The sequence below is a fragment of the Microcoleus sp. S13_C3 genome (genome assembly GCF_036700905.1).
In the GTDB taxonomy this organism is placed as follows: Bacteria; Cyanobacteriota; Cyanobacteriia; order Cyanobacteriales; family Microcoleaceae; genus Microcoleus.
Genome location: NZ_JAUBPT010000022.1, coordinates 26,510 through 49,048, shown reverse-complemented (window position 1 = coordinate 49,048; position 22,539 = coordinate 26,510). Strand labels below are relative to the sequence as shown.

The window sequence follows — 22,539 nt, the reverse complement described above, 5'->3', positions numbered from 1 at the left end:
TGGTTAATAAATCCCAGTTGATGGGATTTGAACTTTGATAGGCGATCGTCTTTTAGTTTTCCAGACCTGGGGGCGATCGCTTTTTACAGTATAATTGTATGACTTATATCAATCATCTGTCAAGAGGTTATGGGTTTAATTAGATTGCGGGTTCGAGAGTTTGCTGCTGAGAAAGGCTGGACGATCAAAGAGGTTTCAGAGCGATCGGGCGTAGTCTACAGCACGCTGAGAACCTATGCCCGATCGCCCGGATTAGCAACAGTTGACGTGACAGCCTTGCACAAGTTGGCGAGGACTTTTGATGTGTTGATCGAAGATTTGTATGAGATTGTGCAGGAGTGAGCGATCACTCTTTACGATAAAATTTTATCCCAGAGTAAATCTAGTTTTTTGTCAATGGGTTTAATTAGATTGCGGGTTAAAGAATTTGCTGCTGAGAAGGGCTGGACGATCAAAGAGGTGTCTGAGCGATCGGGAGTCATTTACAGCACACTCACCACCTATTCACGTTCTCCGGGAATGGCAATGCTTGATTTTACTTGTCTGCTGAAGTTGGCACGTACTTTTGACGTGATGGTGGAAGATTTGGTTGAGGTCGTCAAAGAGTAGCTTTTGGCTGAAACCAGGCTAATATCATAGATAAATCCTTTTTCAAGGGATTTGAATCGGCGATCGACCGTCAGTTGTGCAGACCTTGGGGCGATCGCTTTTTGGGATAAAACTATCCTATGATGGTACACCATCATTTGTCAAGTATGGGTTTAGTCAGGCTAAAAGTCAGAGAATTCGCTGCTGAGAAAGGTTGGACGCTGAAAGAAGTTTCAGAGCGATCGGGAGTAATTTACAGCACCGTCAGACACTACGCCCGCTGTCCGGGAGTGTCCACCATTGACTTCATTTCCATACACAAATTGGCCCGAACCTTTGATGTGATGATTGAAGACTTGGTGGAAATTGTGCAGGAGTGAGCGATCGCTTTTACGAACTAATTATCCACTCAATATTGCTCGACAGTTGCTAGCATCTGATTGACAGACTCACCCCGTTGTAGCGCTTCCCAATCAGATGTAACAGGTTGGTAAGAACAGTAACACACCACAATTCGCTCCTCAGTATCGGAAGCAGAAAACTGCTGAACGCGAGTAACTACCCAATCTCCATCTTTCCCGTGGGTGACTCCATTACCGGGGTCAGATAAATTTTCATAATCGCGGGTTTTGTCCCCTACTTGAGGAATTTCTGGGTTTTCTTCCCAAGTCCAATTTTCCCAAAGTATATTAGTGAGACCGCCCCTCGGCATAAGCTGACGTTGTTCCCAGCCGGGAGCACTCATGCTTTCGGTTTTGTAGACAATCCAGATTTTTTTTGCCATTTTTCCTCCCTTTCCTTTAATCTTGGTAATCTTGCCACATATCCTGAAATAATAACTTTTTTAATGGTTGAGTTGCTAGAAATCCCCCAAGCACAAAACGTAGTTGTTACAGACGACGCGCTAACAGTCGATCTATCCGATGGTCGTACTATTTCTGTTCCTTTAGCTTGGTATCCTCGGCTATTGCATAGCACACCAAAGGAACGCAATAATTGGCGATTTATTGGTGGAAATGATGGAATCCACTGGCCTGATATTGACGAAGACATTAGCATCAAAAATATTATTCTCGGTAAACCATCTGGAGAAAGTCAGAAGTCTTTTCAGTTGTGGTTAGAAGAACGTAAAAAATTCGATATAACATGAGTATATCGCCTAAAATAAGTTAATTCAGCAAAAAGTCATAGTGAGATATAGCCTTTCTCAGTAACATGAGGTGCTCATAGGGCATAGGGCATAGGGCATAGGGCATAGGCATAGGACTCACCCCATACCTCACAACGCTTGAGAACCGCTATATAAGCAAGGAGCGATCGCGATGACATTAACTACAGCAAAATGGACAATAGATCACTACCATAAAATGATCGAAGCCGGCATTTTAAACGATCGCAAAGTTGAATTACTAAATGGAGTAATAGTCGAAATGGTCCCCGAAGGAACGGCGCATACTTATTTTAGCGATCGATTTGCCAACCGATTGCGAGTCGCATTATCTACGAGAGCCCAAATTCGCGAAGCCAGACCGATTACTCTGCCAAATAACTCAGAACCAGAACCCGATATTGCCGTCGTTCAACCTCTCAACGATATCTACCTGGAACATCACCCCTATCCAGAAAACATTTTTTGGCTGATTGAATATGCTGATTCCAGTTTGAGTAAAGACTTAGAGGAAAAAAGCAAGATTTATGCAGCAGCCGGAATTCAAGAATATTGGGTTGTTAACCTGCGCGATCGACAATTAATTGTGTTTCGCTTCCCGGAAGGCGATTTTTACCAGCAGCGAAATACTTTCCGAACTGGCACCATTGAACCCCTTGCTTTTCCGGATCTTACCATCCATATTTCTCAACTAATGAACAGATAAATTATTGCCACCATATATCCCACATTCCGCACCCCCAACTGGCACACTACGAATTTTGGTTATTCGATCGCTTGAAACTCCCGATCGTTGCCACGAGCGAGCGATGGGTGCCTTTGTATAAAAAAAAACTTAATTTTCGCTCCAACTCCCGAAAAAACCGATTGTGACAGTCTCGGTGCGGAATGTGGGATATATAGCCTTTCTCAGTAACATGAGGTGCTCTCGCGGGCATAGGGCATAGGGCATAGGGCATAGGGCATAGGGCATAGGCATAGGGCATAGGCATAGGACTCGCCCCCATACCTCACCACGCTTGAGAACCGCTATATCAAGGTAAGTTTAGATCGTCGAATTTTTTTGTATTTTCACTAAAAAAAGCGCCTGAGTTTCCCCAGACGCATACCATAAAATCAACAAATTGTCAACCCTAACCTAACCATTCAAAGCCTCAGCACCGCCGCAAACTTCCAGGATTTCCTGAGTAATTGCCGCTTGCCGCGCCTTGTTATAAGTCAGTGTCAAACTACCGATCAAATCGCTAGCATTCTCACTAGCATTGTTCATCGCCGTCATCCGCGCAGCCAACTCGCTAGCAGCAGACTCTTGCAAAGCCCGCAGCAATTGGTTGTTCAAATACAATGGCAAAAGAGCATCCAGAATTTGCGCCGGATCTTGCTCGAAAATCATGTCGCGGGGCAAACTCTTCTTAGTAGGTGCAGCAACCTTTTCGCGCGATACTTGAAACTCTCCGCCTTTCGTCGTCAAGCGGAAGATTTCATCGTCTTGCACTTCAAAACCTTGGGGGTCGAGGGGCAGCAAAGTTTGAATTACCGGACGCGAACTAATTAGCGACACAAACTTGGTGTAAATTAGCTCAACTCTGTCCACAGTTCCCGACAGGAACAAAGAAAGCAATTCGTCAGCAATTTGTGCCGCTTCCGGTGCTGTGGGAATTTGTTCTAAGTTAGCGTAAGTAGCATCGATCGGCTGTTCGCGGCGCTGGAAATACTGAGTAGCTTTGCGTCCTACCAACACGTATTTGTAGTCTAAGCCTTCCGCTTTGATTTCCTTAGCGCGATTTTCGGCGTATCTGATGATGTTGCTGTTGTAGCCGCCGCACAAACCCCGATCGCCCGAAACTACCAACAGTCCCACCGATCGCACTTCGCGTTTTTTCAGCAGCGGCAAATCCAGGTTTTCAAACTGCAAGCGTTCCGCCAAACCGTACAATACCTCTGCCAGTCGATCGGCAAAAGGCCGAGTAGCAGTCACCTGTTCTTGAGCGCGGCGCACCTTTGCAGCGGCCACCAAGCGCATTGCTTCTGTAATCTTTTTAGTGTTCTTGACCGACTTAATGCGATCGCGAATAGTTTTCAGATTTGCCATAACTTTCTCCTTTTTTCTTAGCTTTTATTCTGAGTTCTTAGTTCCTAGTCATCAATTTTTAAGCTTGTGCGCGATCGAGAAACGGCATTTTTTAACCCACCGTAGGGACACGGCACTGCCCATTCGTGTCAACTTAAGCCGAAAGCCCGCCAGGGACTGAAGTCCCTGTCTAATAGCGAAAGTCCTCTGAAGAGGACTAATAATTTCTTCAGTCCTCTTCAGAGGACTTTTGCTTTGAGACAGGGGTTTTAACCCCTGTCGGACTGCGGGCTTAACCTGTTTTTTGACACCAATGGGCAATGCCGTGTCCTTAATCTAGGGACACTCCAAGAGCCGTGTCCCTAACAATTTCACCCGCTAATGACTGATGACTAAAGACTAATTACGCAGAAACCAAGAAACTTTGCTTGTATTCAGTGATGCCTTCTTTCAGCAGCTTCTCAGCTTCATCAGTCAAGGCCTTTCCGCCTTGAACAATTTCGCCGTACTTCGGCTTGCTAGTCCGCAAATAGTCGCGCAAACCAACAGTAAACTTGCTGACTTTTTCCACAGGAATGTCATCCATATAGCCGTTAATACCGGCATAGATTATAGCCACTTGTTCGTTCATTGGCAGAGGCGAACTTTGGTCCTGTTTCAACAGTTCCCGCAAGCGTTGACCGCGCGACAATTGATTCTGAGTAGCTTTATCCAAGTCAGAAGCAAACTGAGAAAATGCTGCCAGTTCTTCAAACTGCGCCAATTCCAATTTCACCTTACCGGCTACTTTTTTCATTGCTTTAGTTTGAGCCGCTGAACCTACCCGCGATACAGAAATACCGGGGTTTACAGCCGGACGCAAACCAGAGTTAAACAAGTCAGAAGAAAGGAAGATTTGACCGTCGGTAATCGAAATTACGTTCGTCGGAATGTAAGCAGAAACGTCACCAGCTTGGGTTTCGATAATTGGCAAAGCAGTCATGCTGCCTTCGCCCAAATCGTCGCTCAATTTAGCAGCACGTTCTAGCAAGCGAGAGTGCAGGTAAAACACGTCTCCGGGATAAGCTTCGCGACCGGGAGGACGGCGCAGCAACAAGGACATTTGGCGGTAAGCTTGTGCTTGTTTGGAAAGGTCATCGTAAATGACCAAAGTGTGCTTGCCTTTGTACATGAAATACTCGGCTAAGCTAGCACCTGTGTAGGGAGCCAAGTATTGCAGGGTTGCGGGGTCACTAGCGTTGGCTGCTACTACGATCGTGTAGTCCATCGCGCCCTTTTCTTGGAGGACGTTGACGATGTTAGCTACTGTAGAAGCTTTTTGACCGATCGCTACGTAAACGCAGATCACGTTTTCCGATTTTTGGTTAATAATCGTGTCGATCGCGATCGCAGTTTTACCGGTTTGTCTGTCACCGATAATCAGTTCCCGCTGTCCTCTTCCCACCGGAATCATCGCATCAATAGCGGTAATTCCTGTTTGCATCGGTTCGTAAACAGAACGGCGAGAAACAATCCCCGGTGCCGGAGATTCAATCAAGCGAGATTCAGTAGTTTTAATTTCTCCTTTGCCGTCAATCGGACGGGCCAAAGCATCAACTACCCGTCCCAACATTGCTTCACCCACGGGGACTTCAGCAATTCTGCCAGTAGCAGTAACTGCCGAACCTTCTTGAATGCCGAGGCCTTGGCCCATCAACACTGCACCCACGTTATCTTGTTCGAGGTTCAGTGCAATGCCCACGGTGCCGTCGGCAAATTCTAGCAATTCCCCAGACATAGCTTTATCCAAGCCATAAATCCGAGCAATGCCGTCGCCTACTTGCAGAACAGTACCGACGTTAGAGACTTTTACGTCTTGGTCGTACTGTTCAATTTGCTGGCGAATAATGCTGCTAATTTCGTCAGGTCTGATTGCTGCCATGTCAGTTGTTTTTTGTCAGTTGTTTGTTGTCAGTTGTCAGTTATCAGTTGTTCAAAACTACCAACCGTTAACTGCTAATTAAATTAGCTAATAGTCATCAGCTATTAACTCTCAGGAATTCAAGCGAATTCCTAGACGGCGCAATTGTCCCCGCAGGCTGGCATCAATTACTTGAGAGCCTACTTTGATTACCACACCGCCGATTAAATCTGCGTCTATTTTGGTTTCAATTTCTACGCTTCTAGCGCTGGTCATCGCCTGCACTTTCTCGCGAACAGTCTGCTGTTGAGCGTCTGAAAGCGGGACTGCCGATGTAACTTCAGCCAATACTGTTTGGTTTAGTTCTCGGAGCCTTGCCAAGTATTGTTTGCCAATCCCTTCTAAAAAAAGAATTCTTCCTTTGTCTACTAATAGCTTCAGAAAGCTGTGCATCAAGGGACTCATTTCTTCACCCGCTATTTGCTGAATCACGGCTTTTTTAGCATCCGGTTTTACCAGCGGATTGGCTAAAAATTGACGCAAATCTTCCGAACCTTCTAGCAGGCTCAGTAAGGAACGAATATCTTCGCCGAACTTCTCTGAGAGATTGTTGGATTGAGCCAGTGACATCAAGGCAGATGCGTAAGGCTGTAAGACTTCTGTGCTGACTGTACTCACGTTTTAGCCTCCCAGTAACGCAATGCTGCGATCGATTAATTGGTGTTGAGCGCTGTCGTCCAAGCTAGTTTTTAGCTGGCTTTCCACCTTTGCTAATGCCAGAGATACAACCGCCGATCGCAGTTGGGCGATCGCTCTTTCCCGCTCCGCTTCCAACTCTTGACCTGCTGTTGCTCTCATGCGTTCTACGTCTTGCGCTGCCTGAGCTAGAATTGTTTCTTTTGCTTTCTGGGCAGTTTCTTCAGCAGCGGCCCGAATTCGTTCCGCTTCTGCTTGCGCTTGAGTCAGTTTTTGCTGTTGCTCTGCTAGAGCTGCTGCTGCATCTTTTTGGCGTTTTTCTGCTTCTTGAATCGCCTCTTGGATGGCCGAACGCCTCTCTGTCAGGATTTTACCTACAAATCCGCGCCCGAAATAAAACAGCACTGCAATAATAATGACCAGGTTAATCAGGTTGGTTTCTAAAATATCGAAATTTAAACCGAAACCACCTTCGCCGCTAGCTTCTGTGGCTAGCAATAAAACAGTCCCCATGATACTCTTCCATAATTGCGCGTGCAGATTGGGTGAAGCGATTTTAGATTTGAGATTCCATCAAAAATCTAAAACTCTTCGGTCTCGCTATTTGGCCAACGACTGCCCTAATAGCTTTTCGAGAATTTGACCGCTGAGCGCGTCTACTTGTTGTTCTAGTGAGCGCATTGCTTCTTGCTTTTGCTGCTCTATTTCTTGCCCAGCCTTTTCTCGCGCGACTTGAGCTTCTTGTTGAGCCTCAGCTACTTTTGCTGCCCCAATTTTTTGGGCATCAGCTTGAGCAGCAGCAATTACTGATTGAGACTGTTTGCGACTTTCTCCCAGTTTTTGCTCGTACTGCTGCGCTAGTTGCTGAGCTTTTGCCAAGCGTTCTTGGGCGGAGACTTGAGTGTTGCGAATGTAATCGGCGCGATCGTCAATTGACTTGCTGAGCGGCTTGTAAAAAATTACATTCAAGACTGCGACTAGAATTAAAAACTGCACCGCCATCAGAGGCAGCGTAGCATCTATATCAAACAGTCCCCCTTCCTTAGCCGCTTCTTCAACTGCTAGTAATACTGTCCAGTGCATCATGATTTTTTGACGGCTTCCATCTAATTCGCTTAATCGATTTTAGATTTGAGATTTTGGATTAGAATCGCCAAAACCTCAAATCTAAAATTTCCAATTATTATGCGAAGGGGTTGGCAAACAGCAGCACTAGGGCTACGACCAAACCGTAAATTGTGAGCGCTTCCATGAACGCCAAACTCAACAGCAAGGTGCCGCGAATTTTACCTTCTGCTTCCGGCTGACGGGCAATCCCTTCTACAGCCTGACCTGCTGCATTACCTTGACCGATGCCAGGGCCGATTGCAGCTAAACCTACTGCCAAAGCGGCGGCAATTACGGAAGCGGCAGCAACTGTTGGGTTCATGATGATTTTCCTTATCTAAAGTACAAAATTGAGAACAGATAGTCTACAGAATTGTCCGATTTAACGGGAGGAAGTTTGAGTTCAGAATTTTTCTTTTTCCTCCTTCATTCTTCGCCGTTTATCGTTAGTTAATCGTGGTGTTCTTCGCCGTGACCGCCTTCTAGAGCTTCACCAATGTAGGCGGCGGCTAAGGTAGCAAAAATCAAAGCTTGAATTGCACTGGTAAATAGTCCCAGAACCATCACTGGCAGAGGAACAAATAAAGGCACTAGCAAGACTAGCACTCCGACCACCAATTCGTCCGCAAGAATGTTGCCAAACAAACGGAAACTTAGGGACAGAGGCTTAGTGAAATCTTCTATGATTTTGAACGGCAACATAAAAGGTACCGGTTCAACATAGTGGGCGAAATACCCCAAGCCGCTTTTGCTGAGACCTGCATAAAAATATGCTAGAGAAGTCAGCAGTGCAAATGCTACCGTCGTGTTGATGTCAGCGGTAGGAGCTCCCAATTCGCCTGATGGCAGCTTAATCAGCTTCCAAGGAATTAGAGCACCAGACCAGTTTGACACAAAGATGAACAGAAATAATGTACCAATAAACGGTACCCAAGGGCGATATTCTTTTTCCCCAATTTGGTTTTTAGCCAAGTCCCGAATAAATTCCAGCGCATACTCCATAAAATTTTGCATTCCGCTGGGAATTCGCTGGATTTTGCTGGTTCCTAAAATCGAAACTACGACTAAAACAGCAATTACAAACCACGAGGTTAGAAAAACCTGCCCGTGCACTTTCAGATTGCCCAGTTGCCAGTACAACTGCTGGCCAACTTCCAATTTGGCGAGGGGGAAACGATTAAAGGTGTTTAGAACGTCAAGCATTGCCATTCAACGGGCTTCCCCATACAAATCGATGAGTTGAGTTTTGCTCTTCTTACCTGACTTACCTGTAATCTAGTGCTAATGCACTTCGGATCACGTAAACCATCAGCGCAGCTTTGTAAGTCAGAAATCCCAAAAATATCGGTAAAATCTGTAGCTGATTCCACTGTGTTCCTACTATCATCACCGCGAAAAACAAACCGAGCCTTGTCTTGCTGATGCGCTGATTTTGGCTGCCGATTCGTTCAACGTCTCTAGCCAACATCTTTAAGTAAACCACACCTGTGCTCGCCCCAAGCAAATAATTCAGGGCAATATTGAGCGAGTAAAAAATCCAAACGGAGATAAAAATAATCGCCGTAAAAGCAAGGGTGTACGCCAACAACTCTTGTTGGAGGCGATAAAAGTCTTGCATGGGATTCGTTGTCTCGGACGAGACTGTCGAGACTGTCGAGACAGTGCCAGCTTGAGGAATATCCTCGGTTGCTGGTGTGGGTTCGGTGGGTGTGTTTTGCGTGTTCACGAAGCTCAGAAACTAATGCAGGTAGCAGGCGAGTGCTTTGCAAACTCAGAAAAATCATACCACGCGGCGGTAACAATACTTAAAATAAAATTAATCATATTTTCGGAATTTGGTGTCTGGCGCTTCGGAAACCTCAACCCGTTAAATGTCCGATCGACCTCACCCTACCTCTCCAACCGCCCGATCGCACTTTATTACACATTGTTCTCCTGATTCTCACTAATTAAGTCTCACTTAGTGAGATGGGGACAGAGGCCGATCGCCCGAATCGATGAGGTAATTCTCCCTTGTCTGCCTCTGGGCCCTGTGTGCCCTAGAAGAGTTGATTAAACTGACATCTTGCACCATTCTCAAGAACGGGCTCTCCGGCCCGTTCCACAAAGAGTAGATTTTCTTGTGGAACAGGCCGAAAAGCCTGTTCCTAAAAGGCTAATTGAGAATGGTGCAAGATGTCAGTTAAAACTTGACCTCATTCAATAACCTTAAACTCTTGAAGCGCCGGGAGAAAGTTTTTATTCTCGTGGCTCGATCGACTAAGCTTAATCAAAGCAAATCGCTGTAGCGGCTGCAAACTCGCCCACTGTGCCAAAGTAATTGTCACGCCGAGCTCTTGCGCTTTTGCAGAAACAGACTCCGGTACAGTTGCAGCATCCATCCACGGGGGATTTTCATCAACCGCCAAATCTGTTCCCGGTTTGCCTGTCTGTTGAATTAATATTTGATTTAGCTTTTCTCGATAATCGATAATTTCTGCTTGTGTCAAGCAAGGTTTCTCTACAAGCATTTGACGTTCTGCTTGGTTAAAATGATTCCAATCCTGCAACTTTAATTTAATGCCGCAAGTATCTAATTTGAGACGTACCTGCATCGGAATGCAGCGCAGGGCTTCTACAAAGTCAGCTTCAAATTCAAAGAACATAAATATACAAATTTGTGAATGAGATTTTTTTTATTAACCGCAGAGGGCGCAGAGGGCGCAGAGTAAGAGAGGATGGGGAAGGTGAAAAGAATTTGATGCAGGTTTATTGCTCTTTATCAATAATTGCAGAAAATCGAGTCAGCATTTATAATTAAATAATATTACAAACTATTGACATGAATCCCGTAGACTACCTTCGGATTAGCTTGATAGACCGCTGCAACTTCCGCTGTCTCTACTGTATGCCGGAAGGTAGCGAGTTGGACTATGTATTGCAGCAGCAGTTGTTAACTCACTCGGAATTGCTAACTCTGCTGCGGGAAGTTTTTATACCCGTGGGATTTACCAAGTTTCGCTTGACGGGTGGGGAACCGCTGCTGCGGCCTGGGGTGGTGGATTTGGTAAGGTCGATCGCCTCGATGCCGGAAACGCGAGATTTGTCAATGACAACTAATGGCTTTTTGTTGGCGGGAATGGCGGAAAATCTCTACAATGCTGGTTTGCGCCGGATTAATATTAGTTTGGATTCCCTGGAACCAGAGACTTTTGATAAGATAATTGGCAGTCGGGGACGATCGCGATGGACGCAGGTGTGGGAGGGAATTCAAGCGGCTTATCAAGCAGGATTCGACCCGCTGAAACTGAATGTTGTGGTAATTCCCGGTGTGAATGACAGCGAAATATTGGATTTGGCTGCATTAACTATTAACCGGAATTGGCACGTCCGTTTTATTGAGTTTATGCCGATCGGGAATGGGGATTTATTTGGCGATAAAGGTTGGGTAGCATCAGCAGAATTGCGGCAACAAATTAGCGACAAATACGGGTTAGCCGAGTCGGGAGTGCGCGGAAATGGGCCGGCGGATGTGTTTCAAATTCCGGGGGCGAAAGGCACTTTAGGATTTATCAGCCAAATGTCTGAGTGTTTTTGCGATCGCTGCAACCGGATGCGTTTGTCTGCTGACGGGTGGCTGCGGCCTTGTCTGCTCAACGAAACGGGTCAAATTGACTTAAAAACTGCTTTACGGGATGGGGTGTCTACGGTTGAATTGCGCGATCGAGTGCAGCAGATATTGAATATTAAACCGGAGATTAATTTCAAGCAGCGAGATTCGGGAACTACTCAAGGAAATTACAGCCGCACCATGTCTCAAATCGGCGGGTGAACTGCCCGAAATCGAACGCTCTCAAAATAGATTATACCTAAGACAAACTTTGTAAATCTTCCTCAGATAGCTGGGCTATTTTCATCAAGGCTCTTAAGGTTCCAACTTTCAAATCTTGATTCCGGTGAACTGGAATTGACAAAATTTGTTCTATTTCGGCGTTTTCATAGATATGATGACTGCCAGTAACTCTTTTCAAAACCCAACCTTTATACTCTACTATTTTGCACAGTCGCTTCCCTGAAATAGATTTCATACAGCAATTTCAACAATTTTATCTGTGGAGGCAATTGCTTCACGACTATTAGCAACATCGAGCCAACCTTCAATCGCATCTTTTAAATTAGCCATCACTTCTTCCATAGTATCTCCTTCGGTAATGCACCCAGGAAGTGCAGGTACTTCAGCCCAATAGCCACCTTCTTCTGCGGGATGGATGATTGCTCTAATTTTCATACATTTATTCAGTCATGTGTTAAGGATATTATAACTATTATTAGTAAATACAAGAAATTACAGCCGCACTATGTCTCAAATCGGTGGCTAATTATCTATTATCAGGGATAAGTCAGTCTGGAGAAACGCCCTCGCCTTGCGCGCGGATCGATCATAAGCTGGCGTTGCTTGTCCTAGGTCGCAGAAATTCGACATTCAACTCTAGTTTCTCTCCTAGCCACAAAGAATGTTTCGTGTGGTCTGCCACATCGTCGCCTGTTTCAGGGTGAATGAGAATATCGAGCCCCTCACGATTCAGCATTAACCAGGGAACGACTTTGCCAAACTGGTCTGGTAAAAATGCAACTTGATACATTGCTTGGGGGTGGGGGCCAATGGGTTTGTCATGCCAACGCCCAAGCTGCACCTCAAACTGAGTCAATCCTTCTCGTACACGCGCTGCGGCATCGCGATTATCAGCGTCGAAGTAAATATGTCCATGAAAACCAACGATGTTAATGGTGTCTTCTTTCATCATTTTCAGTGGATTATTGAGCAGAGATCAACAACTTTATATTAGCTTAACTTGCTGGATATTTTATTCACTCCTGTAAACTCCTTAAGTTGATATGTCCTCAGTCTTTGCTTTTTTGGTTTCATGCTAGGACAATACCAGTATACTCTCTGCTTCTCTATCTCCAAACTGAGTAATGATGTCGATTTCATCTCGCAGAATTTGAACAATTTTAGATGTTGAGCAATTGCCAACACGGAGATAAATAAATTTGGGAGGATGACCGTAAAGTAAACTCCGTTGATGAAAGTCAGAATCTTTGGAAACAATTACAAAATCATTTGTCTTTGCATATTCCCAATTTTCTGCATCATCAGTATTTGTCAGTCCTAATGTTTTGACATGAACAGAATCGGGATACAAACCGATAATTCTCTGAAGAATTCGGTCGGAGAGGTTTTCGTCGAATAGCAGTTTCACAGGGATGCCACAAATAACTTTTTTTCACGATCGGCGGCAAAAGCAAGGCAGGCTTTGATGTCTGCCGAAGTTAATTCTGAAAAATCTTCCAGAATTTCTGCTTCCGTCATGCCACCGGCGAGATATTCTAAGATGTCGTAGACGGTGATTCGCATTCCCCGAATACATGGTTTGCCACTGCGTTTTCCCGGTTCAATTGTGATGAGGTCGTGGTAGTCCATAAAGCAATATTTTGTACTAATAAGCGTAATTATAACTGCAAATAATCCTGGTTTGTTTAGGTCAGGATTTCAGGTTTGAGCAAGTAGGGATAAAAAAACCCTGACGTTGGAAATAGCCAGGTCAGATCAGTTTTCTCATGGTCTGCGGCAAAAGCAAGACAGGCTTTGATGTCTGCTGAATTTAGTAGGGTTTGCCACCACTAAGACTCCAAAATTGGCGGCAGTTCCGATCGACGTTATTTAATTAAATAGGCGTAATTACCATTAATTGTTAATCCCAATAATTTCGCAAGTTTACTAGAATGATAATGCACTAACTCACCTTTCAATGATGTAGGAAAATTTTTCAATGCTAATTTAGCTTGTTTGTAATCAGAAAAAGGAACACTCAATGTCTGTGGGAAAGGATAAAGACTCCAGCATCCGATAACGTGTTTAACAGCTATCATTAATTCTCCTTGTAAGTCTATACTATCGTACCCTTTATAAACTGCTAACTTTTTCCCATAGTAAATAATACAATCGGTGGGACGATACATAGCCAGTGCTACTTCTATTGTCGTTTCAGCCATAGATGAAAAAGGTGTGGTTCCATGTTCTAAAAAATATTGGTTATCGTTTTTTAAATATTTTTCTAACTTTTTTAAAATCATTAATCTCATGGTTTTTATATTACTTACCCATAATAGATGTCGATGCTCGCTAAGTTCTATTGCACCTAATAAATATGCTGCTTTTTCCCAGTAGTTTTGCCAAAAATCTACAATTCCTAATAATGTGTAATTGTCAATATGATCGTGAAAAGTAACCAGAGCAGACCACAGTAACGCTAAATATGGTGAATTTTCACGAGCTTGTTGAAACTCAACATCTTCAATTTCTGAAATTTGGTGAAGAGTCCTATAAAAAATGTTTGAGGATGTTGAGATTTGTTGTGTAGTAGACGTTTTTCCTAAACCACGCGCTTTTTTTCTTCGTTTTGCTTCTCCCATAATGCCTCTCAAATATTCAAAAAAGTTAACATAACACATAAAGTGTTCATGTAACACAACATCATTTTTCCAATGGTTACAAGGCTTAGGCGGGGAAATGTGCCTTTCCCCGCCTAGCTTTTTTAAAGGGGTTTCAGCCTCTAAATTAAGATATGCTCTTATCCTGATTTAGTAAAGTAACGTGCCTGATATTTGTTGGTCTTCTTAATTAACTGGTTCCCAGGCTCTAGCCTGGGAACGAGCAAACACCTACGCTTTGCGCTTCCGACGGCGAATCAGCACACTCATCACTTGCTTCGGATTAGCTGCACGTTGTACGGGACTCCAATCGCCCACTTCGGCAAATCCCAGGCGGTACAAAGTGAGTATGGTTTCCCTGACACCCGATTGCGAACCTGTCACCGTTACACACACCACATCCTGTTCCGATTCTGCTGCTGAGTCGTCATTTGGCCGAGCCTCTTCGAGGGCTGCGCTAACGAATTTGTTGTCGTCAGGCAAGAATTCCTGTGACATAATTATGTTCTCCTGGTTTTAGGTTTTCTAGAAAAACCCAAAAACCCAGCCGCCCCGCTTTTCAACGCATAGCAGGGCGGCTACAGAGGATGTTAAGATACTCCGTTAGCCTCCAGACTGCTCATACCAGTTTGGCGGTTAGCTGTCCATTGCTGTTGGTAGCAGCTTTGGGCAGTGCAACTAGATTTTTGGGCGACGCCGGCTACTTCCTCTACAAGCAAAGCAACCTCTAACTTCAAAGCGTAGCCGCAGACGGGGGCCTGTGTCAATCCATTTGGGATACTTCGACGGAGTAACTGGTTCCCAGGCTGTGGCCTGGGAACCGAGATCCAGAGGCTCTGCCTCGCTTGCCGACAAAAACAGGAGGCAGAGCCTCCTGGAATGCGTTCCCAGGCTGGAGCCTGGGAACGAGCAATCGCCTACTTCCTAGGCTTGGCGCTAGAGTTATAATATTAAAATCAATTTAAAAAGTGCGATCGACCCCGCTATCATCAGCCCAAAAACTTGCACTCAAGGATAATTATGCTGCACAATCTTCAGCAATCTCACGAACAAGAGATACAGACGATTACTCAAGTTTTGGGAAAAATCACCAGCCGCACGGCGGATCAGATTAAACCATTACTAGATGCGATGCTCAAACAGCTAATTGAACCTCAACAACGTCCACTTTATGAAACAGCTACCCCAACAGAATGGTCAATAGCATTTCAAGAATGGGTTGACAGTCATCATACCCTAAATCTCCCCACTCTTTCAGATGAAGCTATTAGCAGAGAGAGCATTTATGGAGACAGAGGTTAAATGCCGTTTCTCGTATATACAAACATACTGCTGCGTAGCATCGATACAGCACACTCAATGAATCCTGATGCCGTTAATGCCGTGATTACTCTGCGCGATCGCGGGAACTTTATATCGTACCCCAAAATTTGATCGAGTTTTGGAACGTTTGCACGCGCCCGATCCAGAGAAATGGATTAGGGCGTACTGCAACAGAAGCCGAGGCAGAAATTAATCGCTTAAAACAGCTTTTTCCTCTCTTGTTGGATACCGAAGCAATTTATCAAGAATGGGAGCGACGGGTGATAACGTATAAGGTTATAGGTGTCAATGTTCATGATGCGCGGCTAGTTGCTGCTATGCTAGTTCATGGTTTAACCCATATCCTAACTTTTAACATTGCTGATTTCGCTCGTTATTCACAAATTACGGCTGTTAATCCTCCAACTGTAAAGCCTTGATTAATTGGGGATTTAACATACAGCCTTTTCCAGGTTCATGAAGTACACTATAAATATATTGTGTGGTGTTAATCTGTAGGGTGCGTCGCTGCGAAATATTGGTCGATAAAACTTACAGATTGACGGGTGGCGACGCACCTTACACGGGCTAGAAGATTGTGTGTACCACATCTACATGGAATATGCTGTAAATTATACTCCGAGCAAAGAACAGGCAAGATGCCTGTTCCACAACAAGCTAATTTGATTGTGGGGAGTAGGAGTTAAGCATCTTGCCCGCCCTTAGATTTTACCGGGTGTGAGCAAAATTAGCTGTTTTGATAAGATCGATCGCACTTCATCCAATCCAATCTCCACATCAGTTAAAGTAAGGTGCGTCAGTTCGTAGATTATCGATTTTTCGCGAAAATAACGGCGACTGACGCACCCTACGACTCAACTTGGTGTGAGCAAAATTAGCTGTTTGGATAAGATCGATCGCACTTCATCCAATCCAATCTCCACATCAGTTAAAGTAAGGTGCGTCAGTTCGTAGATTATCGATTTTTCGCGAAAATAACGGCGACTGACGCACCCTACGACTCAACTTGGTGTTAGCAAAATTAGCTGTTTTGATAAGATCGATCGCACTTCATCCAATCCAATCTCCACATTCCCCAAAATCTCCCCAACACTCTTCCCACCACCTTGTAGGGGCGGTGCCCCCGTGCCCGCCCTGTCTGGGGGGGGTACACAACCTTGCAAAAACTCAAATTCCGCACTTGACAAATTGAGCAATTGGTAGTTGCAATCAAACACTTGTTGACTAGGCCAACCGTGCATACAACCACTCAACTCTGGAATTGCCGCCAAAAGTGCCTTATCGTCCGACCAATCAATTTTATTAACAGGCTTTTTGCCCAAGAAAAACTCGTAATGAGTGATTTCCGTATCCAACAATTCAATTAATCGATAAAGCTCCCGTTCCCTCAAACCCTGAGCTCTTTCTATCAATTCCGGCGCTTTGCCCAAAAGTCTTTCTAACTGCCAATATCCCGGATTTGAAAAACCAATAAATTCCAATCCCGAAGCGTCAATTAACTCGAACAAAGTCTCAATATTGTAGTCAATTTCCTGCGGGTGAACGTACATATCAGCAAAACATTCGTCTCGCTGATTTTCTCCTGCCCAACGCTGTTTTTCGTACTTGACAAGACGGTTGTTTTCTGGTAAAGAAGCAAAGATTTGACGACCGACTTTCACACCATCGGGATAGTCACCTTTTTTCGGGCCTTGAAGAAGTGCGATCGCCCTTTGCATCAGTTGAATTTCCCAGCGTCCGAGCTCAGCATACACAAAAATGTGCATCAAACCGCCCTCCGCCAACTTCGCCGCCAGCGCTTGAATGCCCCGGATTGGATCGGGTAAGTGGTGCAGCACGCCCACGCAGTTGATCAAATCAAACTCACCCTCTAACTCGGCGGCATCGTACAGGCTGAGGTGGCGAAAATCTGCTTCGCGCGCTCCAGATCGGCGACAGCGTTCTTGTGCTACCTTCAAAGCACCCGCACTCAGGTCGATCGCCGTTACCGAAGCTTCAGGATTGAGGTGAATCAGATAATCAGTGCTCGAACCAGTGCCGCAGCCAGCATCTAAAATCCGAATATCGAGTTTGGGCGGCTTTTGGCCAGTGCAAAAATTGTAAGCATCAGGCCAACTCCAGCGCCAGTTGTACCCAGGGGGCGGTTCATCTGACAAAGGATCGGGCGGGAAAGGGAAAGTATCGTAAAGCCGCCGCACGGCAGCACTGATATCAGGCGTAGTATCCATAGGTGACATTTGTTGCGCTTGGGGATTCGGGATTGGACTGACAACTGACCGCTGACCACTGACCGACAGCAATTTGATCCGCGCCCCCCGGATTTATCGGTGGGGTCGATTCTTCAATCTAAAATCTAAAATCTAAAATCTAAAATCGGTTGACAGCTTGTGCGTAATAAAACTTATCATTTTTTCTCATATAAGCTCTCTTAAATCTATACAATAAATCTCGACAGGCTTTTTAACAAACAAGGACTGTCAATAGCCCACCGCTGAACTGTCGGGTAAAGCGGAGGCGTCTTTCCGCAGAAAGTCAACAGCCCCGAAACAGGCAGAAGAAAATTTTTGATTTTCTTTTCCTTTAATTCAAGGCACTGGCTGCGATCGCCCAAAGGCAACTCTCCTGCCGAGTCTTTTTTTCCACGGGTATGCCGGCGGAGTGCAGCGGAGGGAGTACCCCGTGCCTGCCTTCGGATCGGACATTTCCCCGCAGGCAGAAAGATGAAACCAAAACATTTTAATCTAAGAAAGTAAGCGCGCCCGAACCTCGTGACAGGTAAAGGCAAAAAGTAAACAAAGCAAAAATACCTACTTTGACCTGCATGAGAAGGCAAGGTTAGTCTGGTTAAATGCTGCAACGATTTAGATAGGGAGCTAAGGAGTCTAATGACTGTAAAAGCAAGTGGTGGAAGCTCGGTTGCGCGTCCGCAACTATATCAAACTGTACCGGTCGCAACAATTTCGCAAGCAGAACAGCAAGACCGCTTTCTACAGCGGGGCGAACTCAGCGAACTGGCAAGTTATTTCAGTTCAGGGGCTCTTCGGATCGATATCTCTGCGACGCTGACCCAAAACTCGGAACTGATAGTATCCCGCGCAGCCAACCGGATTTTTACCGGCGGTTCCCCGCTGGCATTTTTGGAAAGACCACAAGAACCTGCGATGGCTGTAGCAGGTGCGGCTCGCGGCGGATCGGGCAATGTCTCTGAAGGCATGAAACTGGGAACTGTTACCTACGTTGAAGGTCGCGCAGGTGGCGGCAACGGCGGTGGCGGTGGCGGTGGTTTCTTGGGGCTAGGAAATCTATTTTCTGGCAACGGTGGCGGCTACAGCGGCCCAATCCCAGCAGGATTTCAGCCGATCAATGTCTCGCGCTACGGCCCGGGCAACATGACCAAATCTCTGCGGGATTTGAGCTGGTTTTTGCGTTACATCACCTACGCGATCGTAGCTGGCGACCCGAACATTATTTCGGTGAACGTGCGCGGATTGCGGGAAATCATCGAAAATGCTTGCTCTTCAGCGGCCACAATTGTGGCAATGCAGGAAATGAAGGCAGCATCCTTGGGCTATTTCAAAAACAATGCAGAGGCCGCGGCGATCGTCGGACAGTATTTCGACGTAGCAATTACCGAATTCAAAGCTCCCACACCTTCAGACAAGGTGCGTCAGCGCGAAAGCAACGACCAGCAAGGCTTGCAACTGCCTCAAATCTACTTCAACGCAGCCGAGCGCCGATCGAAATTCGTCATGAAAACCGGTCTGTCTTCGGCCGAAAAGATAGAAGTAATCAAAGCAGCTTACCGCCAAGTATTCGAGCGCGACATTAGCCGCGCATACAGCCAAAGCATTTCTGACTTGGAATCCAAGGTCAAAAATGGCGAAATCTCGATGAAAGAGTTTATTCGCCGCCTTGGCAAATCTCCTCTGTACCGTCAGCAATTCTACGAGCCGTTTGTCAACAGCCGCGCTGTAGAACTTGCCGCCCGCCACTTCCTCGGCCGCGGTTTGAGCTCGCGGGAGGAATTTAGCAAGTATTTTGCGATCGTCAGCAAAGGCGGCCTGCCAGCCCTCGTAGACGCGATGGTTTATTCGCAAGAATATTCCGACTACTTCGGCGAAGAAACAGTGCCTTACCTGCGCGGTTTGGGCCAAGAAGCTCAGGAGTGTCGCAACTGGGGCCCGCAAATTGATTTGTTCAATTTCAGCGCTCCGTTCCGCAAGGTTCCTCAGTTCATCACCTTGTTTGCTGGCTACAACCAGCCTCTGCCAGACCAGCACGTTTACGGTGTTGGCAATGACCCGTTAGAAATTCAGTTCGGCGCGATTTTCCCGAAAGAAACTCGCAACCCCAAGAGCCGTCCGGCTCCCTTCGGCAAAGACACTCGCCGCATCCTGATCCGTCAAGGTGCAGGTATTGACAATCAGTTGAGCAATCCGGCGGCTCGCGGTGCTGCTCCTGGTTCTCTGGGCCCCAAGGTCTTTAAATTAGACCAGTTACCGAGCAACTATGTTGCTTCCAAGAAAACTGCCCGCGGTGTCTCCAGCAGCTACAGCAATGCTTCCAGTGTCAAATTTACCGAAAGTTCCACCCAAGCGGTGATTCGGGCTGCTTACCTGCAAGTGTTTGGTCGCGACGTGTTCGACGGCCAGCGCCAAAAGGTGGCGGAAATTAAGCTGGAAAACGGCGAGATTCCGATGCGCGAGTTTATTCGGATGTTGGCGAAGTCTGACGTGTTCCGCAATATGTACTGGAGCAAGCTCTACGTTTGTAAGGCGATCGAGTACATTCACCGCCGACTCCTGGGACGCCCTACCTATGGCCGTCAGGAAATGAACGCTTACTTTGACATTTGCGCCAAGAAGGGTTTCTACGCGCTCGTCGATAGCATCATGGACAGCATGGAGTACAACGAAGCTTTTGGGGAAGATACAGTTCCCTACGAGCGCTATGTAACTCCCGGTGGTTTGTCGATGCGGACGATGCGATCGGGTTCCGTCGCTGAGCAAAATTTCCAAGCTCAGACGCCCGAAACTCCTCGATTTATCGAACTCGGCACTGCGCTCGATCGCGGCGAATTCGAGTTACAAAATAGCCTCGCTCAAGGTGTCAGCAGGCGGCGCGAACAAACTAAGGTGTTCAAGCTGACGACTACTTCGGACAAGGTAGCTTTGAAAACTTTAATTCAAGCTGCTTACCGTCAAATTTTTGAGCGCGACATCAACCCGTATGTTGTGAAGAATGAATTCACGGCGCTGGAAAGCAAACTGGGCAACAATGAAATCAATCTCAAGGAGTTCATTGAAGCTTTGGGTTGCTCATCGCTGTACATCAAACAGTTCTACGCACCTTATCCCAATACTAAGGTGATTGAGTTGGGAACCAAGCACTTCTTGGGTCGCGCTCCCCGCAATCAAGCGGAGATTCGGACGTACAACCAAATCTTGGCAAGTAAAGGGATTAAGGGCTTTATCAACGCGATGTTGAACAGCGTTGAATATGCCGAGGCCTTTGGCGAGGATACTGTTCCTTACCGTCGCTTCCCGACTCTGCCGGCTGCGAATTTCCCGAATACTGAAAGGCTGTACAATCAACTCACTAAGCAGAATGGTGAGTTGGTGGTTCCAAGCTTTGAACCAGTAGCTGCTACTGACAGAAGCTAACAACAAACTGCAAGAAAGTTGATTTTCTAGGTTGACAAAAATCCCTCGCTATGGTAATGCTGTAGCGGGGGATTTTTGGTGATGTTACCTTTAACACCTGAAGATGTCTGGTTGAACAAGGCTCACCGCCTTGCTCCATCCCTAGCTTCCTTTGGTGGTGATGAAAAGGCTTATCAGGATGGGCTAGCTACTCAGTCGGAGGAAGCGCAGGCTGAATCGAAATCGGCAACGGAGTGTCTCAAGACTCAAGAAAAACAGCCTGCTGAGGTGTAGTAAAAGAAAAGACATTCACAAAGAAACGACAATGATAACAAACAGAAGTGAGGACAAGTCAATAGACCTAAGTTCACAAAAGTTCTATCATGGCACTAAGGCAAATCTGAAGCAGGGAGACCTGATTGAACCCGGCTTTAATTCAAACTACGGTAAGAGGAAGAAGGCATCCTATGTGTATCTAACCGCCACCTTGGATGCTGCTATTTGGGGAGCTGAACTTGCCTTGGGCGAAGGACCAGACAGAATTTATATAGTAGAGCCGACTGGTCCGATTGAAGATGACCCCAATTTGACGGACAAGAAGTTCCCTGGAAACCCAACAAAGTCATACCGTTCTCGGAATCCGCTACGGGTTTCTGGTGAGGTTACAGATTGGCAGGGACACACCCCAGAACAGCTCAAAGCCATGAAGGAGCATCTTGAGCGACTTAAGCAACTTGGTATTGAGGCAATCGAGGATTGAGCAAAAATGTGAAAATAAAGTCGCAATTCACTTTTACCCGCGAGGGGATTAAAACTTTATAGACTTATTAAAATTTGCAAAATTCTAACATCCGTTGGATTTTTGGTAACTGTCTTTGAGATTTCCGAAAAGCCAGCCAGATGCGATTGGTAACAGCCTGTGCAGGTTTAAGCACAAGTGTCAAGCGATTTTCTTTCACCGGATCGCTACACAAGTAGTCGGGAAGAACGCTAAAGCCAAATCCCGATTCAACGGCTTGTCTAATTGCTCTTAAATCGGGAATAATTAGTTTGGGATGAACGTCGATTCTTCTGCCAAACACCACGCGCCAAAAGCGGCGGGCGATCGGCAATTCTTCACTGTAAGCAATCCAAGGTAGAGTTAACAGCATTGTACCGTGTAAAAAGTGCGATCGTCCTGTGGTAATTTACCCAGTATTTGCTCTGTAAAAAATTCTTGGGGCGTACCGATTCTGATTGTTTGCGGAGTTTGGGATGTTGAGTTTTTGTGGGGAATTGATTCGAGTTTCTCGATCGCACCAGCAATTTGAGTATAAAGTCTTTGTCCCGCTTCCGTGGGAACCATCCGCCTCGGAGTCCTTTGAAACAAGGGATTTCCCAAAGCTGACTCTCTTGCTGCGACGTGTTGGCTAACAGCCGGTTGCGTGAGGTGGAGAACTTGGGCGGCCCCCGATACGGTTCCCACGCGGTAAACCTCGATAAAGCTGCGATACCATTCAAAGTTAATCATAAATAGATTTATACCAGCTCTAAAATTTTATAATTTGTATTTTAGATAAATTCCACCTAGGAT

At 45.9% G+C, this 22,539-nt stretch carries 32 protein-coding genes; 11 read left to right on the top strand and 21 right to left on the bottom strand.

Going from position 1 to position 22,539, the window contains the following annotated elements; translation table 11 throughout:
- The first annotated feature begins 129 nt into the window (after positions 1–129).
- The 3 genes from QUA16_RS09100 (at position 130) to QUA16_RS09090 (ending at position 968) form a co-directional block, all read left to right on the top strand.
- Positions 130–342: a helix-turn-helix transcriptional regulator gene (locus QUA16_RS09100; RefSeq protein WP_333102803.1), complete on the top strand. Its 213-nt coding sequence runs from the start codon at positions 130–132 to the stop codon at positions 340–342.
- Positions 343–396: 54 nt separating this feature from the next.
- Positions 397–609, top strand: a complete 213-nt coding sequence (locus QUA16_RS09095; protein ID WP_333102802.1) for a helix-turn-helix transcriptional regulator — start codon at positions 397–399, stop codon at positions 607–609.
- Between the two features lie 146 nt (positions 610–755).
- A complete protein-coding gene (locus QUA16_RS09090) occupies positions 756–968 on the top strand; it encodes a helix-turn-helix domain-containing protein (RefSeq protein ID WP_106149042.1) in 213 nt (70 codons plus the stop codon).
- Positions 969–997: 29 nt separating this feature from the next.
- Here QUA16_RS09090 and QUA16_RS09085 read toward each other — a convergent pair whose 3' ends face one another.
- Positions 998–1,372, bottom strand: coding sequence for a hypothetical protein (locus QUA16_RS09085; RefSeq protein ID WP_333102800.1), 375 nt, complete (start codon positions 1,370–1,372; stop codon positions 998–1,000).
- A 63-nt stretch (positions 1,373–1,435) separates the two neighbouring features.
- On the opposite strand from QUA16_RS09085, the gene QUA16_RS09080 reads away from it, so the two are divergent.
- Together QUA16_RS09080 and QUA16_RS09075 are read left to right on the top strand one after the other, a co-directional pair.
- The gene (locus QUA16_RS09080; RefSeq protein WP_333102799.1) at positions 1,436–1,738 is read left to right on the top strand and encodes a DUF2442 domain-containing protein; all 303 of its coding nucleotides are present in this window, start codon (positions 1,436–1,438) and stop codon (positions 1,736–1,738) included.
- A 172-nt stretch (positions 1,739–1,910) separates the two neighbouring features.
- A complete protein-coding gene (locus QUA16_RS09075) occupies positions 1,911–2,462 on the top strand; it encodes a Uma2 family endonuclease (RefSeq protein WP_333102798.1) in 552 nt (183 codons plus the stop codon).
- A gap of 432 nt (positions 2,463–2,894) precedes the next feature.
- On the opposite strand, the gene QUA16_RS09070 is transcribed toward QUA16_RS09075, so the two are convergent.
- The 9 genes from QUA16_RS09070 to QUA16_RS09030 all read right to left on the bottom strand — a co-directional run bounded on the left by QUA16_RS09070 (position 2,895) and on the right by QUA16_RS09030 (position 10,175).
- Complete coding sequence (locus QUA16_RS09070; RefSeq protein WP_333102797.1) at positions 2,895–3,848, bottom strand: F0F1 ATP synthase subunit gamma; 954 nt, start codon at positions 3,846–3,848, stop codon at positions 2,895–2,897.
- Between the two features lie 382 nt (positions 3,849–4,230).
- Entirely contained in the window at positions 4,231–5,748 is a 1,518-nt protein-coding gene (gene atpA / locus QUA16_RS09065; protein ID WP_333102796.1) for a F0F1 ATP synthase subunit alpha, read from the bottom strand.
- Between the two features lie 111 nt (positions 5,749–5,859).
- Complete coding sequence (gene atpH / locus QUA16_RS09060; RefSeq protein ID WP_333102795.1) at positions 5,860–6,405, bottom strand: ATP synthase F1 subunit delta; 546 nt, start codon at positions 6,403–6,405, stop codon at positions 5,860–5,862.
- A gap of 3 nt (positions 6,406–6,408) precedes the next feature.
- Positions 6,409–6,936, bottom strand: coding sequence for a F0F1 ATP synthase subunit B (locus QUA16_RS09055; protein WP_333102794.1), 528 nt, complete (start codon positions 6,934–6,936; stop codon positions 6,409–6,411).
- Between the two features lie 87 nt (positions 6,937–7,023).
- A complete protein-coding gene (locus tag QUA16_RS09050; protein WP_333102793.1) occupies positions 7,024–7,509 on the bottom strand; it encodes a F0F1 ATP synthase subunit B' in 486 nt (161 codons plus the stop codon).
- 97 nt (positions 7,510–7,606) lie between these two features.
- Positions 7,607–7,852, bottom strand: a complete 246-nt coding sequence (atpE, locus tag QUA16_RS09045) for an ATP synthase F0 subunit C (RefSeq protein ID WP_006631105.1) — start codon at positions 7,850–7,852, stop codon at positions 7,607–7,609.
- A gap of 128 nt (positions 7,853–7,980) precedes the next feature.
- The gene (gene atpB / locus QUA16_RS09040; protein WP_242717111.1) at positions 7,981–8,739 is read right to left on the bottom strand and encodes a F0F1 ATP synthase subunit A; all 759 of its coding nucleotides are present in this window, start codon (positions 8,737–8,739) and stop codon (positions 7,981–7,983) included.
- 55 nt (positions 8,740–8,794) lie between these two features.
- Positions 8,795–9,256, bottom strand: a complete 462-nt coding sequence (locus tag QUA16_RS09035) for an ATP synthase subunit I (protein WP_333102792.1) — start codon at positions 9,254–9,256, stop codon at positions 8,795–8,797.
- Between the two features lie 469 nt (positions 9,257–9,725).
- Positions 9,726–10,175, bottom strand: a complete 450-nt coding sequence (locus tag QUA16_RS09030; RefSeq protein WP_333102791.1) for a nitrate reductase associated protein — start codon at positions 10,173–10,175, stop codon at positions 9,726–9,728.
- 176 nt (positions 10,176–10,351) lie between these two features.
- Between QUA16_RS09030 and moaA the strand changes: the two genes are divergently transcribed.
- Complete coding sequence (gene moaA / locus QUA16_RS09025) at positions 10,352–11,341, top strand: GTP 3',8-cyclase MoaA (RefSeq protein WP_333102790.1); 990 nt, start codon at positions 10,352–10,354, stop codon at positions 11,339–11,341.
- A gap of 37 nt (positions 11,342–11,378) precedes the next feature.
- Here moaA and QUA16_RS09020 read toward each other — a convergent pair whose 3' ends face one another.
- From QUA16_RS09020 to QUA16_RS08985, 8 genes are all read right to left on the bottom strand, one after another.
- On the bottom strand, positions 11,379–11,597 hold the full coding sequence (locus tag QUA16_RS09020; RefSeq protein ID WP_333102789.1) for a type II toxin-antitoxin system HicA family toxin: 219 nt from the start codon (positions 11,595–11,597) through the stop codon (positions 11,379–11,381).
- The gene (locus QUA16_RS09015; protein WP_193972043.1) at positions 11,594–11,797 is read right to left on the bottom strand and encodes a type II toxin-antitoxin system HicB family antitoxin; all 204 of its coding nucleotides are present in this window, start codon (positions 11,795–11,797) and stop codon (positions 11,594–11,596) included. Before QUA16_RS09015 ends, QUA16_RS09020 begins: the two co-directional genes overlap by 4 nt.
- Positions 11,798–11,948: 151 nt before the next feature.
- Entirely contained in the window at positions 11,949–12,314 is a 366-nt protein-coding gene (locus QUA16_RS09010) for a DOPA 4,5-dioxygenase family protein (protein WP_333102787.1), read from the bottom strand.
- Positions 12,315–12,437: 123 nt separating this feature from the next.
- The gene (locus QUA16_RS09005; protein WP_333102786.1) at positions 12,438–12,770 is read right to left on the bottom strand and encodes a DUF5615 family PIN-like protein; all 333 of its coding nucleotides are present in this window, start codon (positions 12,768–12,770) and stop codon (positions 12,438–12,440) included.
- The gene (locus QUA16_RS09000; protein ID WP_333102785.1) at positions 12,767–12,991 is read right to left on the bottom strand and encodes a DUF433 domain-containing protein; all 225 of its coding nucleotides are present in this window, start codon (positions 12,989–12,991) and stop codon (positions 12,767–12,769) included. Before QUA16_RS09000 ends, QUA16_RS09005 begins: the two co-directional genes overlap by 4 nt.
- A 236-nt stretch (positions 12,992–13,227) precedes the next feature.
- Complete coding sequence (locus QUA16_RS08995) at positions 13,228–13,983, bottom strand: hypothetical protein (RefSeq protein WP_333102784.1); 756 nt, start codon at positions 13,981–13,983, stop codon at positions 13,228–13,230.
- A 249-nt stretch (positions 13,984–14,232) separates the two neighbouring features.
- Positions 14,233–14,499, bottom strand: coding sequence for a hypothetical protein (locus tag QUA16_RS08990; protein ID WP_333102783.1), 267 nt, complete (start codon positions 14,497–14,499; stop codon positions 14,233–14,235).
- A gap of 92 nt (positions 14,500–14,591) precedes the next feature.
- Positions 14,592–14,768, bottom strand: a complete 177-nt coding sequence (locus QUA16_RS08985; protein WP_333102782.1) for a hypothetical protein — start codon at positions 14,766–14,768, stop codon at positions 14,592–14,594.
- A gap of 253 nt (positions 14,769–15,021) precedes the next feature.
- Between QUA16_RS08985 and QUA16_RS08980 the strand changes: the two genes are divergently transcribed.
- Positions 15,022–15,303, top strand: a complete 282-nt coding sequence (locus QUA16_RS08980) for a hypothetical protein (RefSeq protein ID WP_333102781.1) — start codon at positions 15,022–15,024, stop codon at positions 15,301–15,303.
- A gap of 128 nt (positions 15,304–15,431) precedes the next feature.
- Complete coding sequence (locus QUA16_RS08975; protein ID WP_333181100.1) at positions 15,432–15,743, top strand: hypothetical protein; 312 nt, start codon at positions 15,432–15,434, stop codon at positions 15,741–15,743.
- A 582-nt stretch (positions 15,744–16,325) separates the two neighbouring features.
- On the opposite strand, the gene QUA16_RS08970 is transcribed toward QUA16_RS08975, so the two are convergent.
- Positions 16,326–17,552 carry a class I SAM-dependent methyltransferase gene (locus tag QUA16_RS08970; RefSeq protein ID WP_333102780.1) on the bottom strand — a complete coding sequence of 409 codons (1,227 nt, stop codon included), beginning with the start codon at positions 17,550–17,552 and terminating at the stop codon, positions 16,326–16,328.
- A gap of 657 nt (positions 17,553–18,209) precedes the next feature.
- On the opposite strand from QUA16_RS08970, the gene QUA16_RS08965 reads away from it, so the two are divergent.
- From QUA16_RS08965 to arr, 3 genes are all read left to right on the top strand, one after another.
- Positions 18,210–20,987 carry a phycobilisome rod-core linker polypeptide gene (locus tag QUA16_RS08965; protein WP_333102779.1) on the top strand — a complete coding sequence of 926 codons (2,778 nt, stop codon included), beginning with the start codon at positions 18,210–18,212 and terminating at the stop codon, positions 20,985–20,987.
- 81 nt (positions 20,988–21,068) lie between these two features.
- Positions 21,069–21,260 (top strand): hypothetical protein, encoded by a 192-nt coding sequence (locus QUA16_RS08960; RefSeq protein ID WP_333102778.1) that lies wholly within the window; start codon positions 21,069–21,071, stop codon positions 21,258–21,260.
- Positions 21,261–21,291: 31 nt separating this feature from the next.
- Complete coding sequence (gene arr / locus QUA16_RS08955) at positions 21,292–21,726, top strand: NAD(+)--rifampin ADP-ribosyltransferase (RefSeq protein WP_333102777.1); 435 nt, start codon at positions 21,292–21,294, stop codon at positions 21,724–21,726.
- Between the two features lie 67 nt (positions 21,727–21,793).
- On the opposite strand, the gene QUA16_RS08950 is transcribed toward arr, so the two are convergent.
- Positions 21,794–22,117 (bottom strand): substrate-binding domain-containing protein, encoded by a 324-nt coding sequence (locus tag QUA16_RS08950; RefSeq protein WP_333102776.1) that lies wholly within the window; start codon positions 22,115–22,117, stop codon positions 21,794–21,796.
- Positions 22,108–22,476, bottom strand: coding sequence for a LysR family transcriptional regulator (locus QUA16_RS08945; protein WP_333102775.1), 369 nt, complete (start codon positions 22,474–22,476; stop codon positions 22,108–22,110). Before QUA16_RS08945 ends, QUA16_RS08950 begins: the two co-directional genes overlap by 10 nt.
- Positions 22,477–22,539: the final 63 nt, after the last annotated feature.

Coding starts and splice junctions, on each gene's coding strand:
- arr (WP_333102777.1), top strand. CDS start 21,292: ATGATAACAAACAGAAGTGAGGACAAGTCAATAGACCTAAGTTCACAA.
- QUA16_RS09050 (WP_333102793.1), bottom strand. CDS start 7,509: ATGATGCACTGGACAGTATTACTAGCAGTTGAAGAAGCGGCTAAGGAA.
- QUA16_RS09095 (WP_333102802.1), top strand. CDS start 397: ATGGGTTTAATTAGATTGCGGGTTAAAGAATTTGCTGCTGAGAAGGGC.
- QUA16_RS08980 (WP_333102781.1), top strand. CDS start 15,022: ATGCTGCACAATCTTCAGCAATCTCACGAACAAGAGATACAGACGATT.
- QUA16_RS09030 (WP_333102791.1), bottom strand. CDS start 10,175: ATGTTCTTTGAATTTGAAGCTGACTTTGTAGAAGCCCTGCGCTGCATT.
- QUA16_RS08945 (WP_333102775.1), bottom strand. CDS start 22,476: ATGATTAACTTTGAATGGTATCGCAGCTTTATCGAGGTTTACCGCGTG.
- QUA16_RS09090 (WP_106149042.1), top strand. CDS start 756: ATGGGTTTAGTCAGGCTAAAAGTCAGAGAATTCGCTGCTGAGAAAGGT.
- QUA16_RS09010 (WP_333102787.1), bottom strand. CDS start 12,314: ATGATGAAAGAAGACACCATTAACATCGTTGGTTTTCATGGACATATT.
- atpA (WP_333102796.1), bottom strand. CDS start 5,748: ATGGCAGCAATCAGACCTGACGAAATTAGCAGCATTATTCGCCAGCAA.
- QUA16_RS09080 (WP_333102799.1), top strand. CDS start 1,436: ATGGTTGAGTTGCTAGAAATCCCCCAAGCACAAAACGTAGTTGTTACA.
- QUA16_RS08970 (WP_333102780.1), bottom strand. CDS start 17,552: ATGGATACTACGCCTGATATCAGTGCTGCCGTGCGGCGGCTTTACGAT.
- QUA16_RS09075 (WP_333102798.1), top strand. CDS start 1,911: ATGACATTAACTACAGCAAAATGGACAATAGATCACTACCATAAAATG.
- QUA16_RS08960 (WP_333102778.1), top strand. CDS start 21,069: ATGTTACCTTTAACACCTGAAGATGTCTGGTTGAACAAGGCTCACCGC.
- moaA (WP_333102790.1), top strand. CDS start 10,352: ATGAATCCCGTAGACTACCTTCGGATTAGCTTGATAGACCGCTGCAAC.
- QUA16_RS08995 (WP_333102784.1), bottom strand. CDS start 13,983: ATGGGAGAAGCAAAACGAAGAAAAAAAGCGCGTGGTTTAGGAAAAACG.
- QUA16_RS09000 (WP_333102785.1), bottom strand. CDS start 12,991: ATGGACTACCACGACCTCATCACAATTGAACCGGGAAAACGCAGTGGC.
- QUA16_RS08965 (WP_333102779.1), top strand. CDS start 18,210: ATGACTGTAAAAGCAAGTGGTGGAAGCTCGGTTGCGCGTCCGCAACTA.
- QUA16_RS09015 (WP_193972043.1), bottom strand. CDS start 11,797: ATGAAAATTAGAGCAATCATCCATCCCGCAGAAGAAGGTGGCTATTGG.
- QUA16_RS09020 (WP_333102789.1), bottom strand. CDS start 11,597: ATGAAATCTATTTCAGGGAAGCGACTGTGCAAAATAGTAGAGTATAAA.
- QUA16_RS09055 (WP_333102794.1), bottom strand. CDS start 6,936: ATGGGGACTGTTTTATTGCTAGCCACAGAAGCTAGCGGCGAAGGTGGT.
- QUA16_RS08950 (WP_333102776.1), bottom strand. CDS start 22,117: ATGCTGTTAACTCTACCTTGGATTGCTTACAGTGAAGAATTGCCGATC.
- QUA16_RS08990 (WP_333102783.1), bottom strand. CDS start 14,499: ATGTCACAGGAATTCTTGCCTGACGACAACAAATTCGTTAGCGCAGCC.
- atpE (WP_006631105.1), bottom strand. CDS start 7,852: ATGAACCCAACAGTTGCTGCCGCTTCCGTAATTGCCGCCGCTTTGGCA.
- QUA16_RS09070 (WP_333102797.1), bottom strand. CDS start 3,848: ATGGCAAATCTGAAAACTATTCGCGATCGCATTAAGTCGGTCAAGAAC.
- QUA16_RS09100 (WP_333102803.1), top strand. CDS start 130: ATGGGTTTAATTAGATTGCGGGTTCGAGAGTTTGCTGCTGAGAAAGGC.
- atpB (WP_242717111.1), bottom strand. CDS start 8,739: ATGGCAATGCTTGACGTTCTAAACACCTTTAATCGTTTCCCCCTCGCC.
- QUA16_RS09085 (WP_333102800.1), bottom strand. CDS start 1,372: ATGGCAAAAAAAATCTGGATTGTCTACAAAACCGAAAGCATGAGTGCT.